Here is a 17,366-nt window from a genome sequence, read left to right as displayed (position 1 = left end):
AAATGAACTACATACAAACAGAGATTGACGGCGTATGGCTGATTGAGCCGAAAGTATTCCATGATGCCCGCGGATACTTTATGGAAGCATTTAAGGAAGAAGAGTTCCGTGCACATGTCGGAAACGTTCACTTCATCCAGGACAATGAGTCCAAATCCTCTTTCGGTGTATTACGTGGTCTTCATTACCAGAAGGGTGATTGCAGCCAGGCCAAACTGGTACGTGTCATTAAGGGAAAAGTGCTGGACGTGGCTGTCGACTTAAGAAAATCTTCTCCCACTTTCGGAAAGTATGTCAGTGTGGAGCTAAGTGAGGAGAACAAAAGACAATTCTTCATTCCGCGTGGTTTTGCCCACGGTTTTCTGGTGCTGAGCGATGAAGCTGTCTTTACATACAAGGTAGACAACGTATACGCACCACAATCCGAGGCATCCATCCGTTTTGACGACGAAGCCATCGGTATTGAATGGCCCGTTGCTACGGAACAGCTTCTATTATCAGATAAAGACGGACATGCCGTATCGTTCAAGGATGCGGTCTATTATGAATAAAATATGAAAATAGCCATTGTCGGTACAGGATACGTCGGTTTGGTAACCGGAACCTGCTTTGCGGAAATCGGTGTCAACGTTATTTGCGTAGACACGAACAGTGAAAAGATAGAGTCACTGAAAAAGGGTGTTATTCCTATCTATGAAAATGGACTGGAAGAAATGGTTAGCCGGAATGTGAAAGCAGGACGCCTGCAATTCACCACGTCTCTGGAGAGTTGTCTGAATGAGGTGGAAGTGGTATTCAGTGCCGTAGGTACACCACCCGATGAGGATGGAAGTGCCGACTTGAGCTATGTGCTGGAAGTTGCCCGCACCATTGGACGCAATATGCAGAAATATGTGTTGGTGGTAACCAAAAGTACCGTTCCCGTAGGTACTGCCAGAAAAGTGCGGGCTACCATTCAAGAAGAACTTGATAAGAGAGGGATGAACATTGACTTCGATGTCGCTTCGAATCCCGAGTTTCTGAAAGAAGGTAATGCTATCAACGATTTTATGAGTCCCGACCGTGTAGTGGTGGGAGTAGAGTCCGAACGAGCCAAGAAGATAATGAGCAAGCTCTACAAACCATTCCTGCTGAACAACTTCCGTGTCATCTTTATGGACATCCCTTCTGCAGAAATGACAAAGTATGCAGCTAACTCCATGCTTGCCACCCGCATCAGCTTCATGAACGACATTGCCAATTTGTGCGAATTAGTGGGAGCGGATGTAAACATGGTGCGCAGTGGTATCGGTTCGGATACCCGTATCGGACGCAAGTTCCTCTATCCGGGGATAGGTTACGGCGGTTCATGCTTCCCTAAGGATGTAAAGGCACTGATTAAAACGGCTGAACTGAGCGGCTACAAGATGCGTGTACTCCATGCAGTAGAGGAGGTGAACGAGAAACAGAAGAGTATCTTATTCGAAAAGTTGCAGAAGCATTTCAATAATGATTTGGAGGGAAAGACCATTGCCATTTGGGGGCTGGCCTTTAAACCCGAAACAGATGACATGCGTGAAGCCCCGGCTCTGGTATTGATTGACGAGTTGCTGAAGGCCGGTTGTAAAGTACGTGCCTACGACCCGGCTGCCATGAACGAATGCCGACGCCGCATAGGAGAAAGTATTTATTATGCGACAGATATGTATGATGCCGCACTGGACGCAGATGCACTGATGCTGGTGACCGAATGGAAAGAATTCCGCCTGCCTTCATGGGCAGTCATCAAGAAAACTATGGAACAGCCGTTGGTATTGGACGGACGTAACATTTACGACAAGAAAGATATGGAAGAACAAGGTTTCACATATCATTGCATCGGAAAATAAAGTTGCAGAAAAAAGAAAAGAAATAAATAGGGACGTTATGACAATAAAAAGAAGTGCGATTCTCATTGTACTTGTTGTCTCATTGGCATCATGCAGCAACAGACAAAACGGGGAGGTTTCCGTCAAGGAAGACCTTACTGCAAAACAACTGTTGCAAGGCATCTGGGTGAACGATGAAACAGAAATGCCGTTGATGCGCATCGAAGGGGATACGGTATATTATGCCAACCCGCAAAGCGCTCCCGTACCTTTCAAGGTTGTTCACGATACAATCTACATATACAGCAATGAACCGGTGGCCTATAAGATAGACCGTCAAACGGAATACAGCTTCTGGTTCCACTCGCTGGCCGACGAAGTAATCAAACTGCATAAATCAGAGAATGCAGAAGATTCTTTGGTTTTCACCAGTCGAGAAGTGGAGGTCATTTCTACTACTCCGGAAGTAATAAAGAAAGACAGTATCGTAACATACAAGAATACAAGATATAGGGGATATGTATATATCAACCCCTCAAAGATGAAGGTTTTCAAGACTTCCTATTCTGAAAATGGAATCAGTGTGGACAATGTGTATTATGATAATGTAATCCACATCTGTGTATACGAAGGGAAGAAGATGCTTTATGGCCAGGACATCACTAAAAAGATGTTTGCGGATATATTCCCTACCGAAATGCTGGACCAGGCCATTCTTGCCGATATGAATTTCATGGGTGTGGATAGTAAGGGGTACCATTATCAGGCAACCCTCGGCATACCCGAAAGTTCCGTATACAATTTGGTAAATATGATTATTGGTTTTGACAATACAATGAACATAGAAAAAGCGGAATAAATCCGCTTTTTCTATTTCTTTTCTTCACCACAATGTTTATTTCTTCTCGCTGCCATTCTGTGGACGTTTGGCTCTGGGCTTTCCACCTTTACTGTTGTTACGGCCGTTCTTGTTTCCTCCTGGCTTACGTCCGTTTCCATGGCCGCCCCGTCTTCCTCCTCCGTCAAATGCTCTCGGCTTGTATTCGGGTGCTTCACCCAGCTCTTCGGGAACCGGTATTTTATAGATGTCCCTATCCAGGAATTTTTCGATATTCTTAAAGCTACCTTGCTCCTTTTCGGAAACGAAGGTGATGGCTACGCCGTCATTATTGGCACGCGCCGTACGTCCGATACGGTGCACATAATCTTCACTGTCGTGGGGAACGTCATAGTTTATCACCAGACGGATGTCATCGATATCAATACCTCTCGCAACGATATCTGTAGCTACCAGGATATTGATACGTCCTGCCTTGAATTCGTACATCACTTCTTCGCGCTGTGCCTGCTCTAAATCGGAGTGCATTTCACCAACGTTCAGTTTCATCTGCTTCAAGGCTTTGGTCACTTCCTTCACTTTCAGTTTGGAAGAAGCAAAGATGATGACGCGTTCCGGCGTCTCCTCTGCAAAGAGGCTACGGATGATGCCCAGCTTCTGATTCTCGTAGCAGACATAGGCTGCCTGCACAATCTTTTCCGCTGGTTTGGAAACCGCCAACTTCACTTCGGCGGGATTGTTCAGAATGTTGCCAGCCAACTGTTGTATCTTGGCAGGCATGGTAGCAGAGAACATAATGGTCTGCCGCTCTTTAGGGAGAAACTTGACAATCTGCATAATATCATCATAGAATCCCATATCCAGCATCCGGTCTGCTTCATCCAAAATAAAATAAGAGACACGGGAAAGATCTACATAACCAAGGCTAAGATGGGCTATCAAACGCCCCGGGGTAGCAATAACGACATCAGCACCCAGTGTCAACCCTCTTTTCTGCTGCTCGAATAGTATTCCGTCATTACCGCCATACACGGCCACGCTGGAAACCGGCATGAAATAAGAGAAACCTTCCATCTGTTGGTCTATCTGTTGCGCCAACTCGCGGGTAGGAGCCATGACAATGCAATTGATGGCATCGGCAGGGTGTCCGCCCTCTGAAAGCTTGTTCAATATAGGCAACAAATATGCGGCTGTTTTTCCCGTTCCGGTTTGTGCCACTGCTATTAAATCTCGACCTTCGAGTATGACGGGAATTGATTTTTCTTGTATGGGGGTGCACTCTTCAAAGCGCATGGCATCCAGTGCCTCCAGTACATTGCCATTTAAATGTAGTTCTGAAAACTTCATGTATCTCTTTTAAATTTGCGTACAAAGATAGGAAAAAGACTTATAAAATAGACTCTTACAGTAAAAAAATAAGCCCTTGGGACAATAATTATCTCAAGGGCTTGCAAATTTGTTTCAAGCATCTGCCTTCAACGGGGAATATCAATGTATGAATCCTTAAATCCCAGAAAGTAAAGTACGCCATCTAAGCCGATGGTATTGATGGATTGCTTGGCATTGGCAACTACTTTGGGCTTTGCATGGAAAGCGATTCCAAGGCCGGCAATTCCCAGCATGGGCAGGTCGTTGGCACCGTCGCCCACAGCAATAGTCTGCGCAATATCCACTTTCTCCACCTGAGCTATCAAACGCAGCAACTCCGCCTTACGCTTACCGTCGACTACATCACCGAGATAGCGGCCGGTCAGTTTGCCATCCTCTATTTCCAGCTCGTTGGCATACACATAGTCTATACCGTACTTCTTCTGGAGGTACTGCCCGAAGTAGGTAAACCCTCCCGAAAGAATAGCTATCTTGTAACCGTATTTCTTCAAAACATACATCAGGCGATCCACACCTTCCGTAATGGGAAGATTCTCTGCAATCTCCTGCATCACGGACTCATCCAATCCTTTCAACAAAGCCACTCGTTCGCGAAAGCTCTCGATGAAATCTATCTCACCACGCATGGCACGTTCGGTAATGGCCTTCACCTGGTCGCCCACACCTGCACGTATGGCCAATTCATCAATCACTTCCGTTTCAATCAGCGTAGAGTCCATATCGAAGCAAATGAGGCGGCGCATCCGGCGGTACATATTGTCCAACTGGAAAGAGAAATCCATTTCCAGTTCGGTTGCCAGTTTCATTAACTGTTCTTGCATGGCAATACGGTCTTTCGGAGTGCCACGAACGGAAAATTCGATGCAGGCGCGTGTACGCGATTCGCATTCGTCCAGCGGGATACGTCCTGTAAGGCGCTTGATGGCATCGATATTCATGCCTTGCTCTGCAAGAATACGGGTAACGGCAGATATTTGACGGGCAGACAACTTACGCCCCAATAAAGTAAGAATATAGCGGTTCTTTCCCTGCATATTCACCCAATCCTCGTACTCTTTGGTAGTAATGGGGTAGAAACGGACAGTCACGCCCAGGGAGGAAGCCTTGAAAAGCAGTTCCTTCATAATGAACCCCGAGTGTTGTTCTTCCGTCTTGCACAAAATGCCCAACGAAAGAGTATTGTGAATATCTGCCTGGCCAATATCCAGAATGGTAGCATCATATTTCGCCAGAATTTCCGTCACGGAAGCTGTCAGTCCCGGACGGTCTTCACCCGTAATACGTATCAGGATGAGTTCAGTGTTCAATGGTTGCATAAGTCATCTTTTTGATAGAATAATAGGCTACAAAAGTAAGGAAAATTCCCGCTATTTATGCTAAATAACATAAAAATATGCCCCTAAAAAGTGAGAAAAATGCTTGTTTATTTGGAAGTTTGTTTAGGAATTACTTACCTTTGCACCCGATTTCAGAATTAAAAGCTTTGATTATCAGCATCTTTATCACTATTCAAGGCTTTGACAAGACGATGTTCCGGGAAGAAATCACTGTTGAAGGACAGTCCCGGATAGTATTAACCAAAACCGTGCCGCATGAAATATGCAAAATGGATTTTTGTTGTATTACTAATAAGTTCCTTGACTTCTTTTGTAGAAAAAGACAAACCTACCGGAGGTTTGAATGTGGGTGACATGGCCCCGGATTTCAAAATCCAAACCATGTCGGCAGAGCAATCCCAAACCGAACTTTCAGACTTGAAAGGAAAGTATGTGTTGCTCAGTTTTTGGGCAAGTTACGACGCGCAGTCCCGGATGCAGAACGCAAGTTTGAGCAATGCGCTTCGCTCTACTGCCCGCAACAATGTGAAGATGGTTTCAGTTTCATTCGATGAGTATCAGTCAATCTTTGAAGAAACCATCCGTAAGGACCAAATAGTTACGCCCACTTGTTTCGTGGAAACTAAAGGCGAATATTCCGGCCTCTTTAAGAAGTATCGCTTGGGCCGCGGATTCACTAACTATTTACTGGATGATAATGGTGTAATTATTGCCAAAAACATCTCTGCTGCAGAACTTTCCGCTTACTTGAATTAAGCTTGCTGATGCCCGGTGCATACAACAGCAACTTAAAGAACCTGTAAGACGAAAGTGAGGGTGTTCCCTAGAAACCGACATCTCTTTCCGGCAAAAAAGGGAACAGAACAAAAGAGGAAAATGAATACAACAAAAAGCCCCTCCCGCACTTGTACAACGCAAGAGTGGGAGGGGCTTCTTATTTTAATGGGCTTCCAGAGACAAACATCCTAAACCTCTGCTTTAGTACGCCAAACCTCAACTTGAGCAAGCTGAAGTAGAGGTTTAGAATGCTTATTTCGGCGCTTTCCTATATAGATAGAATGCGATGAAGGCATACATTATATTCGGTATCCATACAGCGATGACCGGAGGCATGTTGCCGTTCACCGCAAATGTGGAAGCAATGGTCTGAAATAGAATATAAGAGAAACTCAATGCCAAGCCGATACCCAAATGCAATCCCATTCCGCCTTTCGTTTTCTTGGAAGACAAAGACACTCCAATCAGTGTCAGGATAAAGGAGGCAAACGACATGGCAATGCGTTTGTGGTACTCAATCTCAAATTCCTTAATGTTGGCAAAGCCGCGTTGCCGCTGCCTGCTGATGTACTCGCTCAGTTGAGGGCTGGTCAACATCTCCTGCTGGTTCTTCATAATCAGGAAGTCGGCAGGCTCCATAAAAAGGGTAGTGTCTATGCGGTCACCCTTCGTGATACTCTCCTTCATGCCATCCATCTGGCGAATCATATAATCCTTGATTTTCCACTTATGCACGGCCGTCGTGTCGTAGGTAATGGAACGGGCCGTAAGGTGGGAGACCAGTTGCTTGTCATTGAACTTGTCCAAAGAAAAGCGATAACCGGTCTTGCTGTAGTCTTCAAAACGTTCGATATAGGCAATTACCCCCGAATCCACTTCCAGCTGGATGTTCCGTGCCGTATTCGCCTTACGGGGTTTGTAGTACTTGTCCTCAAAATTGATACGTGTCACACTGCCTTTGGGAATGACATAGGACCCGAGGCAGAATGTTACTACCGCAATGATTGCTGCAGACACCATGTAAGGACGCAACATACGCTTGAAGCTCATTCCCGTAGAGAACATGGCAATAATTTCCGAGTTCTCCGCCAGTTTGGAAGTAAAGAAGATTACGGCGATAAACACGAACAGCGGACTGAACAGATTGGCAAAGTAGGGGATGAAGTTCAGATAATAATCAAAGACAATAGCATTCCACGGCGCTTCATGAGACATGAAGCGGTCCATCTTCTCGTTGAAGTCGAACACCACCGCAATGGAGATAATCAATGCAATGGCAAAGACATATGTACCCAGGAACTTCTTAATAATGTACCAGTCCAGCCGCTTCAGGAATTTACCTCTCGGCAGCTTTATATTCTTCCATATCCTCCAGTTCATTTTTCTCATAATCTTGTCGATACGCGTTTCACCATCATCGGTTTCCAGGTAGCAAAGTCGCCTGCAATGATATGCTTACGTGCCTCGCCTGCCAGCCACAGATAGAAAGCCAAGTTGTGGATAGATGCTATCTGCATGGCAAGCAGCTCTTGTGCATGGAACAGATGGCGCAAGTATGCCTTGCTGTACATGGTATCTACGTAGGAGGCACCGTCTGCTTCAATGGGAGAGAAATCCATTTCCCATTTTTTGTTGCGCATGTTCATGATGCCGTCCTTGGTAAACAACATGCCGTTGCGTCCGTTGCGGGTAGGCATCACACAGTCGAACATATCGACACCGCGTTCAATGCCTTCCAGGATGTTTACCGGGGTCCCGACTCCCATCAGATAGCGAGGCTTGTCTTTGGGAAGAATACCGTTCACCAGCTCAATCATCTCGTACATCTTGTCTACAGGCTCGCCCACAGCCAGACCGCCAATGGCATTACCGTCAGCACCTTTAGAGGCGACAAACTCTGCCGACTGCTCGCGGAGGTCGCGATAGACGCAACCCTGCACAATGGGGAATAAGGATTGCTGATAACCGTACTTAGGTTCCGTTTCATTGAAACGCTTGATACAGCGGTCCAGCCAGCGATGTGTCAATCCCAGTGATTTTTTGGCATATTCGTAGTCCGAATCCCCCGGAGGACATTCATCAAAGGCCATCATGATGTCTGCACCGATAGTCCGTTCTATATCCATCACCTTCTCCGGCGTAAAGATATGCTTGCTACCATCGATGTGCGAACGGAATTCCGCACCTTCTTCGCGCAACTTGCGGATACCGGACAACGAAAATACCTGGAAGCCGCCACTATCTGTCAGCATAGGACGGTCAAAGCCGTTGAACTTATGCAGTCCACCGGCTTTTTCTATCACTTCCAGTCCCGGACGCAGATAAAGATGATAGGTATTACCCAATATAATCTGCGCCTTTATATCCTCTCTCAGCTCAGGCAGATGCACGCCTTTCACTGTTCCCACTGTACCTACCGGCATAAAGATAGGTGTCTCAATCTGCCCGTGGTCAGTAGTAATCAGTCCGGCACGTGCATTGGTCTTGCTGTCTGTATATTGTAACTCGAATGTCATTCCTCTTTCTTTTCGGTCTTTTCTTTCTTTACGGACAAGTCGATGGCATCGGCTACTTTTTCATCAGTCAGCGCAATGGCAAACACTTCCTTAATATCTTTCACATAGTGGAAAGTCAGTCCTTTCAGATATATATCCTGTATCTCTTCTATATTCTTGCGGTTCTCGTCGCTCAAGATAATCTCCTTGATACCGGCACGCTTGGCAGCCAGTATCTTCTCCTTGATGCCTCCTACCGGAAGTACCTTACCGCGAAGTGTTATCTCTCCCGTCATGGCAAGATTGGCCTTCACCTTTTTCTGGGTGAGGGCAGAAGCGAGGGAGGTAGCCATCGTGATACCGGCAGACGGACCGTCTTTCGGAATGGCGCCTTCGGGCACATGGACATGGATGTTCCAGTTATCAAAAATCTCTTCGTCAAGATTCAGCAGGGAGGCATGCGCCTTGATGTATTCCAATGCCAGCATGGCCGACTCTTTCATTACATCACCCAAATTGCCGGTTAATGTCAAACGTCCACCCTTGCCACGGCTCAAGCTGGTTTCCACGAAAAGTATTTCACCACCTACGGCAGTCCACGCCAGACCGGTCACCACCCCTGCATACTCATTACCCTGATACTTGTCCCGGGTATATTCGGGTGCACCCAGGAATTCATACAAGTCTCCCGGTTTTATTTCGGTCTTCGCAAAATAACCGTCCGTAGCATATTGGCGTGCAGATTTACGGAGTATCTTTCCGATTTTCTTTTCCAGTTCGCGCACGCCGCTCTCACGGGTATAATTCTCTATAATGGCTTCCAGTGTGTTCTTCGGAATCTTGATATCATTCTTTTTCATACCGTTTGCCTCCAATTCCTTCGGAACCAGATGGCGGCGGGCAATCTCAATCTTTTCTTCCGTGATATAGCCGCTTACCTCAATCAGCTCCATACGGTCCAGCAACGGTCCGGGGATGGTATTCAGATTATTGGCAGTAGCGATGAACATCACTTTGGACAAATCATAGTCCACATCCAGAAAGTTATCATGGAATGTAGTATTCTGTTCCGGGTCGAGCACTTCGAGGAGGGCAGAGGAGGGGTCCCCCTGGCGGTCGGCACTCACCTTGTCTATTTCATCCAGAATAAATACCGGATTGGAGGAGCCTGCCTTTATCAGATTCTTGATAATCCGTCCCGGCATGGCACCGATATAGGTTTTACGATGACCGCGAATCTCAGCTTCATCATGCACGCCTCCCAGCGACATACGGATATACTTACGCTTCAAGGCGGCAGCAATGGAACGCCCCAAAGAGGTTTTTCCCACACCCGGAGGGCCATACAGGCAGATGATGGGTGATTTCATATCGCCTTTCAGCTTTAATACAGCAAGATGTTCCAGAATGCGTTCCTTCACCTTCTCCAAACCATAATGGTCTTTGTTCAGTGTCTTTTCTGCATTGACAAGGCTCAGATTATCCGTCGTATAAATGCCCCACGGCAAACTAAGCATCGTCTGCAGATAGTTCAGCTGCACGCTATAGTCGGGAGACTGGGGATGGGTACGTTCCAACTTATCCACCTCTTTCAGGAACGTAGCCTTCACCTCATCATTCCATTTGATGGTCTCCGCCTTCTTACGCATCTCCTCTATTTCCTGCTCTTGACCGCCGCCACCCAGCTCATCCTGAATGGTTTTAATCTGCTGCTGCAGGAAATACTCACGCTGCTGCTGGTCTATATCCTCACGTGCACGCATCTGGATAGACTCTTTGATTTCGGCAAGCTGCACTTCACGATTCAGAATCTCAAGCAGGCGGTAGGTACGCGCCCGCAAAGAGTCGATACGGAGCAGTTCTATCTTTTCGTCTTTCTTGAGTGGCAGGTTCGTACAGATAAAGTCTACCAAAAACATTGGATTGGTAATGTTCTTGATGGCAAATGCCGAATCCTGCGGAAACATATCGGATGACTTGATGTAGCGTACTGTCAAGTCTTTACACGCCTCTACCAATGCATGGAATTCCTTGTCATTCTTCTCCGGAAGTTCTTCATTCAGCGTAGCTATCCGTCCCTTCAGATAAGGAGTCGTATCCGTAATCTCCTTCAGTTCCATACGTTTGGAGCCTTGCAGAATGACTGTAGTTGTCTGGTCTGGCATTTCAAGCACACGTACTATCTTGGCAACTGTACCGATGGTATGTAAATCCTCAAACAGAGGTGTCTCTGTTTCAGCCACCTTTTGGCATACAACAGCTATATAAGAATTTTTCTTTTCTGCTTCACGCACCAATTTGAGGGAAGATTTTCTTCCTACAGATACCGGCATAAACACCCCAGGGAACAATACCATATTTCGGAGAGGCAATATCGGTAAAACCTCTTCTACCTCAATGTCCATCAATTGTTCTTCATTCCCCTCAAAATCAGCAATTACAGAGAAAGCGTTTCCGCTTCTATCTTCGACATCACTCAGGTAATTTCTTTTCTTCATTTCTTTCTTTTTAGTTTATGTCATATTGGCAGGCCAATAAAGCGCCTGCAAAGTTAAGCTATTTCTTCATAAATAAACGTTCTTCACCCTTTAAAAAGACAAAAACAGTGCCAATTTTATGACAAATATGCAGGCTTTGATTATTTTTGAGCCCAATTAAAGAAGATAAACATGCCAAAATCATCTTTTAAGTTTAAACAATTTACCATATTTCATGATAAATGCGCCATGAAGGTCGGCACAGATGGTGTACTACTTGGGGCATGGGCCCCGGCAGACAAAGCAAAGCGTATACTGGACGTTGGAACCGGTACCGGATTAATAGCCTTACAGTTAGCGCAAAGGAATCCGCATGCCCGGATTACTGCAATCGAGATAGATGCGGCTGCAGCCGGACAAGCCACAGAAAATGTATCTCACTCTCCATGGGCCGATAGAGTAGAGATCATATGTCATGATTTCCGAGATTATCAGCCGGAAAACAGATTTGACCTCATCGTTTCCAATCCTCCCTATTTTATAGATGCGTTGAAATGTCCTGACGAACAAAGGTGCACAGCACGGCATGCGGGCAATTTGAATTACGATTTACTGTTTCGTCGTTCGGCATCTTTGCTTGAAGAGCAAGGAGTCGTAAGCATCATTATTCCAGCGGAAGCTGAAAAAACGGTTGTGGATACAGCTTGGAACCATAAGTTGTTTCCATTGCATCGTGTGCAAGTCTTCACCAAGCCCGGAAAACCGTGCAGACGGGTATTGCTGAACTTTGGTTTTGAAGCAAAAGAGTGTAGAGAAGAGAAACTCTGTATTGAGGTGAATCACAATGAGTTTACCCCTGAATATGTAGCTTTAACGAAAGATTTCTATCTGAAAATGTAATTTTAATTGCATAAAACTTGCCTAAATGTTTGGTTGGTATCAGAATTGTTTTTACCTTTGCACTCGCTTTTCAGAAGTAAAGTATTCGGGGTGTAGCGCAGTCCGGTTAGCGCACCTGCTTTGGGAGCAGGGGGTCGTGGGTTCGAATCCCGCTACCCCGACTGATAAGAATCAAGGAGTTACAGTAAAATGTAGCTCCTTTTTTTATTCTCCGAATGGGGCGGTTTACCTTTGGTTTAACCAAGTGAGTTAAACCGAGAGTTAAACCAAAAATGAACATGGATGCTACAATTTCAGTGGTTTGTTACAAATCCAAGACCCTATCTAATGGCGAACACCCTCTAATGCTTCGTATCAGTAAAGACGGAAAGAAGAAATACCAAAGTTTGGGAATATCTGTAAATCCCAAGTTTTGGGACTTTCAGAAAAATAAACCGAAACCTAAATGTCCTAATTTAGAGTATCTTCAAAAGATTATTCTTGATAAGAAACTGGAACTTCAAAAGAAAATGCTTGAAATAAAGTCTGACCAAAAAGAATACTCGGCTGCAACTCTGATTGAAGCAAATGAAAAGCTACTGGTTGCCAAAACCGTAGATTGCTTTTATAAAGAAATAATTGCTCAGTGTGAGATTAACAACAAATGTGGTAATAGACTGGTTTACCTTAATTCCTATAACTCTTTGAAAAGATTTACTAATGGAAAGTTGGAAATACCCTTTAATACCATAAATGTGGCATGGCTCGAAAAATATGAAAAGTGGCTCCGGAGTAATGGCAACAAAGAAACAACAATCAGTTTAATGTTCCGTACCTTACGAAGCACATATAATAAAGCAATAAAAGAAAGATGTGCCCATTTGTCTGATTATCCTTTTCAAGAATATAAAATCAGTAAATTCGACACTTCTACTCAAAAGAGAGCCATAGCTAAAACAGATATGTTGAAGTTTACAGAAACTTCCCAACCGATAGGACAAAAGAAATATGTGGAGTTAAGTAAAGACATTTTTATATTCAGCTATCTGTGTGGCGGTATAAACTTTACTGATATTGCCAATTTAACACAAGAGAATATCGTCAATGGTAGGTTACACTATATCCGTCAGAAAACTGGTAAGCTAATCAAGATTGGAATACCCCAAGAAGCTATGCAAATTATAAAAAAATACACCGATGAGAGTAATGGTTATCTATTCCCGATATTGAATGTAAAAGTCCATAAAACAGCTTTACAGAAGCAGAATAGGATTCATAAAATACGTGGCAAGGTGAATGACATTCTAAGGACACTCGGTAAGCGATTGGGAATTGAAGCTAATATAACGACCTATGTCGCTCGCCATTCATTCGCAAGTGTTCTTAAGAAATCGGGGGTAAACATTGCATTGATAAGTGAAGCATTGGGGCATTCAGACTTGGCGACTACTCAAATATATTTGGATAGCTTTGACAACAAGCAAGTAGATGAAGCGATGAAGCATTTGCTGTAACTAAAAAGAGTTCTGCCTTATATATAATAAGGTGGAACTCTTTGTTTCTGTTAAAAGGTTATCAATGAGTGTTATATGTGCATATGTGGAGCGAAAATGTTTTGAAATCCATTTGGTGAATTAAAAAATAGCTGTACCTTTGCATCGAACAACAAAGAGTTGTTGAAGCGAAAGGTACATTGATACCACTAATTGAAAGTGAGGTTGATTTGAAAGGTTTAAACTTGCGTACGGAGTTGTAAGGCTCTATTTCAACCACATCACCAAAGAAGATTTATCTTCATTACTATAAGCATCTTGTTCTTCATGATTCCCTCGTATGGTCTGCATGGACGAAAAGAACGCTGTTAATTTCATAAAGCAATCAAAAGGATTGCTCTGAGGTTAAAATTGTAAAGTACATAATTTATGTGTTCGGCTATTATCAGTCGAAGTAGGGTATGTTGCATTACAAATTCAGAAAATGAAATTAGTGGCTTTTTTTGTGTCCATACGCTTCATTGTTTAATTAAAAAAAATTGAAAAATGAAGAATTCTAAAAGAAACTATTATCCTTTTTGGAAAAACAATGGGGCAAAGAAAGGCATAATGCCCGAAGGAAAAATACAGCTTTCCATGCCCAAAAATCCCTTGGAAGATTTGAAGTGGCTTCCCGAACTTGTAAAAAGTGAAGACGAAAGGCTTGATATTATAGAGCGATTAGGCTTCCCCATAATAAAACAAGATGCGGAAGGTTTTGTACACGTGCCTTTATTCCCTTCACAACCCAAACGGGATGAAGACTTATTGCAAGAGTTCATAAACGGAAAATGGCGTTTCATGATAGCGGCATGTACCATGAGGAAAAGATTCCCGGATAAAAGGCATGAAACCACCACAAGAGGTTTTGATGTGGAACGTGTGGATGCTGCACTTCCCGAAATCAGAGAAAGACTTAAATGCAGGGTATGGAAATCTTGGGATTTGAATGAGAATCAATTTTTCTCATGTGAAGATGATGACTTTCCTGCTTGGCAATTCAAAAGAATTGGCTGGAGCATCTACCCCGATATTCCATATCCAGAGGAAGGAGGTGACAAATGATTACCTTCAACTTTGAAAGTGTCGTTTCAAGTAATCGCGAACCATATAACAATGTGGCTGCGCATGAAGAATTGAAGTCCATGATGTCACGTTTTGACAGATTGAACATCTTCTTCGACATTGACGAGGACGGCTACGAAGTGATAAAGGTCGAAAGCACATACGTGAAACGCTTCGCGTATCAGTTGAACGATGAATCTGCAAACTGGCTTATGACATACCTTTCTACTGGCAAGAGTGAGGACTTTGGCGTAGAACCGTCAGAAGTTCAGAAATCAGACCAAACTAACGGTAACGAGTATCGAAAGAATATGCTCAAACTGTTTGTGGAAAGTAAGGCTGTAAACATTCAGTTTACACCCGAGTTCAGAGACCGTAGAGGGCAGCTAACAGCAGTAGCCAACTTCAAATTCGGTAACATCTTCTTCTTTGTAAATCGAGACGAGGACATTGTTTCATACTTGCAAGAGAAAGGACTAATTCGTTAAATCTAAACGGAGCAGAGGAAGTGCAAATTTCCTCTCTCCTTTTTAAATCCACACAAATGAAAAAGAAATTTATAACTATAAACAAAATAGCTGGTAAAATCCAGTACTTGACAGAAGTCCTGCCACAGATAGAAACAAATACTATCCTTTGTAAGACATTAACCGGATTGGGTGCAACTTATTCTGAAATAAAGGCTAAGCGACATTCCATTATTTCTGTTCCCAATGTACCGCCTATCATTGGCAAATGCAGAGACCCAAAGCATAAGAATGATAATCTGTTCGGTGTCAAGCAAGGGGTGACAACAGAAGAAATCATTGATTATATTGAAAAGACATTAGCCGCAGGAAAGTTTATCAAGTTGATAAGCACTCCCGAAGGATTTGCTAAAATCAAACGTGCTTTCGAGGAACTGGAACTTGACATATATAATATATGCTTCTTCCTATCCGATGAATGCGACAAGCTGATAAAAGATGTTGATTACAGAGCTGATATAATTCTTCCTATGGATGATTTTTTCAAATTCAGAGAAAAGGCATTTGTTTCAGCCACTCCCATATTACCGAGTGACCCACGTTTTGAAAGTCAAGGTTTCAAAATAGTAGACATCCGACCCACTTTTAAATATAGACGCCCTATCAGCATTGTGCAGACCAACAATGTCTTGGAAGCATTGAAAGAAATTCTACCGCAGATAAAAGCACAACAAAAGCAACCACGCAGTATTTGTTTCTTTGCCAACAGCGTTGATATGATACACCAGTTGATGAGTAAATTGGGAGTTGAAAATGAGTCCGCAGTATTCTGTGCAGAGAAAAGTGTTGAGAAGTTGAAAAAGAAAGGATTTAAACGAGCTTATGAATACTGGAACATTAAGCATAAAATGCCTTATATGTGGTTTACCAGCAGAAACTATACTGCTGTAGATATTGAATTGGATGAACAACCCGATATAGTATTTGTCACTGAACCGTATTTTGCAGAATACACAATCATTGACCCATGTACTGATGCGGTACAAGCAATAGGACGATTCAGAAATGGTACTTCTTTGGCTATTCATGTTGTCAATACCAATGAGAACTATCCGATACGCACCCAAGCAGGTATCAAGGAATATCTTAAAGGTTGCAGGGATGCTTACAAGACGATTAAAAATCTCTATGAATGTGCAACATCTTCGGAAAGCCGAAATGCTTATAAGGCTGCATTGGATATACTGCCATATAACCGGATGCTAAAAGACGGTAAGACCAACTATTTCGCAATTGACAATTTTGTTGATGAAGCATTGGTTAAGTCTGCCTACAACAATATTGATTCAGTAGTGAACCGATACAAGAAAAGTAGCCTATTCTTACCGAAGCTGACCCAACCTCTGTTTTACAAATTGGGCGATAAGGAAAGGTTGAGCCTCATGGATAAGAGCAGTTCTATCAAAGAAAGCCGAAAGCGTATCGTTGAATTACTGGAATCGTTGAAGGATGACAGAGACTCTCCATTGGCACAATCGTTTATCAGTGACATCAGACAAGTTGATGCTTTTATTATCGATGCTTACGATACGGTAGGCAAAGAAGTTATTGAAGTAAACAATTATTCATTCAAAAAAATCAAAGAAGCCATGATTATGAAAAACTATAGAGAAAAAACAAGCGGAGTAGAGTTTGTTCAACTCCTTAAAAACTCCTTTAAGATTGGCGAGAAATATACTCGTGAATATATTAAAACAGAATTAAAGCGTTTATACGCATTGGTTAAGACTGCGCCTAAAAATGCGATTACAGCCATGACTATAAAAGATTTCTTCAAAATTCAAGAGTGTAAAATCGGAAATCAGAAAGCTATCAGAATATTAGAACCATTGATATAGGATAGTACTTTTTTTGATGAAAGTTAGTTTTATAGGGTCTGTTTTAAAAAGGTACTCTATCATTAATATTTAGCTTTATCAAATCATTCATAAACGAAGAGTCTTTGCTAATGAAAGTGAGGACTCTTTTTTTATTTGAACATATCTCCATGTCGCAATTCACTCCCCCATGCTGTGCCGGATGATAAAAACGGAGGTACACCGCCTTTTTATGCCCCCTCATGGCTATGGAAGAAAAAAGCATTCTTTACTTCACGATGATACTATTACCTCACATCATCCATGAAAAAGAATGTCTTTTGTCAGCAGCGTATATGTTCACAATTCTATTCCCGTAGCCGAGCTATAATTTACTAATGCTCCGA

General features: G+C 43.3%; 14 protein-coding genes and 1 tRNA gene. 10 read left to right on the top strand and 5 right to left on the bottom strand.

Features of this window, described 5'->3' with window-relative positions; all coding sequences use genetic code 11:
- Positions 1-2: 2 nt before the first annotated feature.
- The 3 genes from rfbC to DXD78_RS07735 are packed head-to-tail and all read left to right on the top strand — an operon-like array spanning position 3 to position 2,706.
- Positions 3-551, top strand: a complete 549-nt coding sequence (gene rfbC / locus DXD78_RS07745) for a dTDP-4-dehydrorhamnose 3,5-epimerase (protein ID WP_008664570.1) — start codon at positions 3-5, stop codon at positions 549-551.
- A 3-nt stretch (positions 552-554) separates the two neighbouring features.
- Positions 555-1,868, top strand: a complete 1,314-nt coding sequence (locus DXD78_RS07740) for a UDP-glucose/GDP-mannose dehydrogenase family protein (RefSeq protein ID WP_005825480.1) — start codon at positions 555-557, stop codon at positions 1,866-1,868.
- A gap of 37 nt (positions 1,869-1,905) precedes the next feature.
- Positions 1,906-2,706, top strand: a complete 801-nt coding sequence (locus tag DXD78_RS07735; protein ID WP_009038418.1) for a DUF4738 domain-containing protein — start codon at positions 1,906-1,908, stop codon at positions 2,704-2,706.
- 36 nt (positions 2,707-2,742) lie between these two features.
- Here DXD78_RS07735 and DXD78_RS07730 read toward each other — a convergent pair whose 3' ends face one another.
- Positions 2,743-4,032, bottom strand: a complete 1,290-nt coding sequence (locus DXD78_RS07730) for a DEAD/DEAH box helicase (protein ID WP_009038417.1) — start codon at positions 4,030-4,032, stop codon at positions 2,743-2,745.
- A gap of 128 nt (positions 4,033-4,160) precedes the next feature.
- Positions 4,161-5,390, bottom strand: a complete 1,230-nt coding sequence (gene serB / locus DXD78_RS07725; protein WP_005837143.1) for a phosphoserine phosphatase SerB — start codon at positions 5,388-5,390, stop codon at positions 4,161-4,163.
- 276 nt (positions 5,391-5,666) lie between these two features.
- Here serB and DXD78_RS07715 point away from each other — a divergent pair, with 276 nt between their 5' ends.
- Positions 5,667-6,167, top strand: a complete 501-nt coding sequence (locus DXD78_RS07715) for a thioredoxin-like domain-containing protein (RefSeq protein ID WP_005825473.1) — start codon at positions 5,667-5,669, stop codon at positions 6,165-6,167.
- A 273-nt stretch (positions 6,168-6,440) separates the two neighbouring features.
- On the opposite strand, the gene DXD78_RS07710 is transcribed toward DXD78_RS07715, so the two are convergent.
- The 3 genes from DXD78_RS07710 to lon are packed head-to-tail and all read right to left on the bottom strand — an operon-like array spanning position 6,441 to position 11,181.
- Entirely contained in the window at positions 6,441-7,577 is a 1,137-nt protein-coding gene (locus tag DXD78_RS07710) for an LptF/LptG family permease (protein ID WP_009038416.1), read from the bottom strand.
- Complete coding sequence (tgt, locus tag DXD78_RS07705) at positions 7,574-8,704, bottom strand: tRNA guanosine(34) transglycosylase Tgt (protein ID WP_008664563.1); 1,131 nt, start codon at positions 8,702-8,704, stop codon at positions 7,574-7,576. The genes DXD78_RS07710 and tgt overlap by 4 nt, the downstream gene beginning before the upstream one ends.
- Positions 8,701-11,181 (bottom strand): endopeptidase La, encoded by a 2,481-nt coding sequence (gene lon / locus DXD78_RS07700; protein ID WP_005825468.1) that lies wholly within the window; start codon positions 11,179-11,181, stop codon positions 8,701-8,703. Before lon ends, tgt begins: the two co-directional genes overlap by 4 nt.
- A gap of 171 nt (positions 11,182-11,352) precedes the next feature.
- Here lon and DXD78_RS07695 point away from each other — a divergent pair, with 171 nt between their 5' ends.
- From DXD78_RS07695 to DXD78_RS07670, 6 genes are all read left to right on the top strand, one after another.
- Positions 11,353-12,060 (top strand): tRNA1(Val) (adenine(37)-N6)-methyltransferase, encoded by a 708-nt coding sequence (locus DXD78_RS07695; RefSeq protein ID WP_008664560.1) that lies wholly within the window; start codon positions 11,353-11,355, stop codon positions 12,058-12,060.
- Positions 12,061-12,146: 86 nt separating this feature from the next.
- Positions 12,147-12,221, top strand: a tRNA-Pro gene (locus tag DXD78_RS07690).
- Positions 12,222-12,338: 117 nt separating this feature from the next.
- Positions 12,339-13,553 carry a site-specific integrase gene (locus tag DXD78_RS07685; RefSeq protein ID WP_034529842.1) on the top strand — a complete coding sequence of 405 codons (1,215 nt, stop codon included), beginning with the start codon at positions 12,339-12,341 and terminating at the stop codon, positions 13,551-13,553.
- Between the two features lie 525 nt (positions 13,554-14,078).
- A complete protein-coding gene (locus DXD78_RS07680) occupies positions 14,079-14,636 on the top strand; it encodes a hypothetical protein (protein WP_009038414.1) in 558 nt (185 codons plus the stop codon).
- A complete protein-coding gene (locus DXD78_RS07675) occupies positions 14,633-15,124 on the top strand; it encodes a hypothetical protein (protein ID WP_009038413.1) in 492 nt (163 codons plus the stop codon). Before DXD78_RS07680 ends, DXD78_RS07675 begins: the two co-directional genes overlap by 4 nt.
- A 56-nt stretch (positions 15,125-15,180) precedes the next feature.
- Positions 15,181-17,001, top strand: coding sequence for a DEAD/DEAH box helicase family protein (locus DXD78_RS07670; protein ID WP_009038412.1), 1,821 nt, complete (start codon positions 15,181-15,183; stop codon positions 16,999-17,001).
- Positions 17,002-17,366 lie beyond the last annotated feature (365 nt).

This window comes from Bacteroides sp. D20 (assembly GCF_003436255.1).
GTDB lineage: Bacteria > Bacteroidota > Bacteroidia > Bacteroidales > Bacteroidaceae > Bacteroides > Bacteroides uniformis.
The sequence above is the reverse complement of the archived record's forward strand: the minus strand, read 5'-3'. Positions and strand labels throughout refer to the sequence as shown.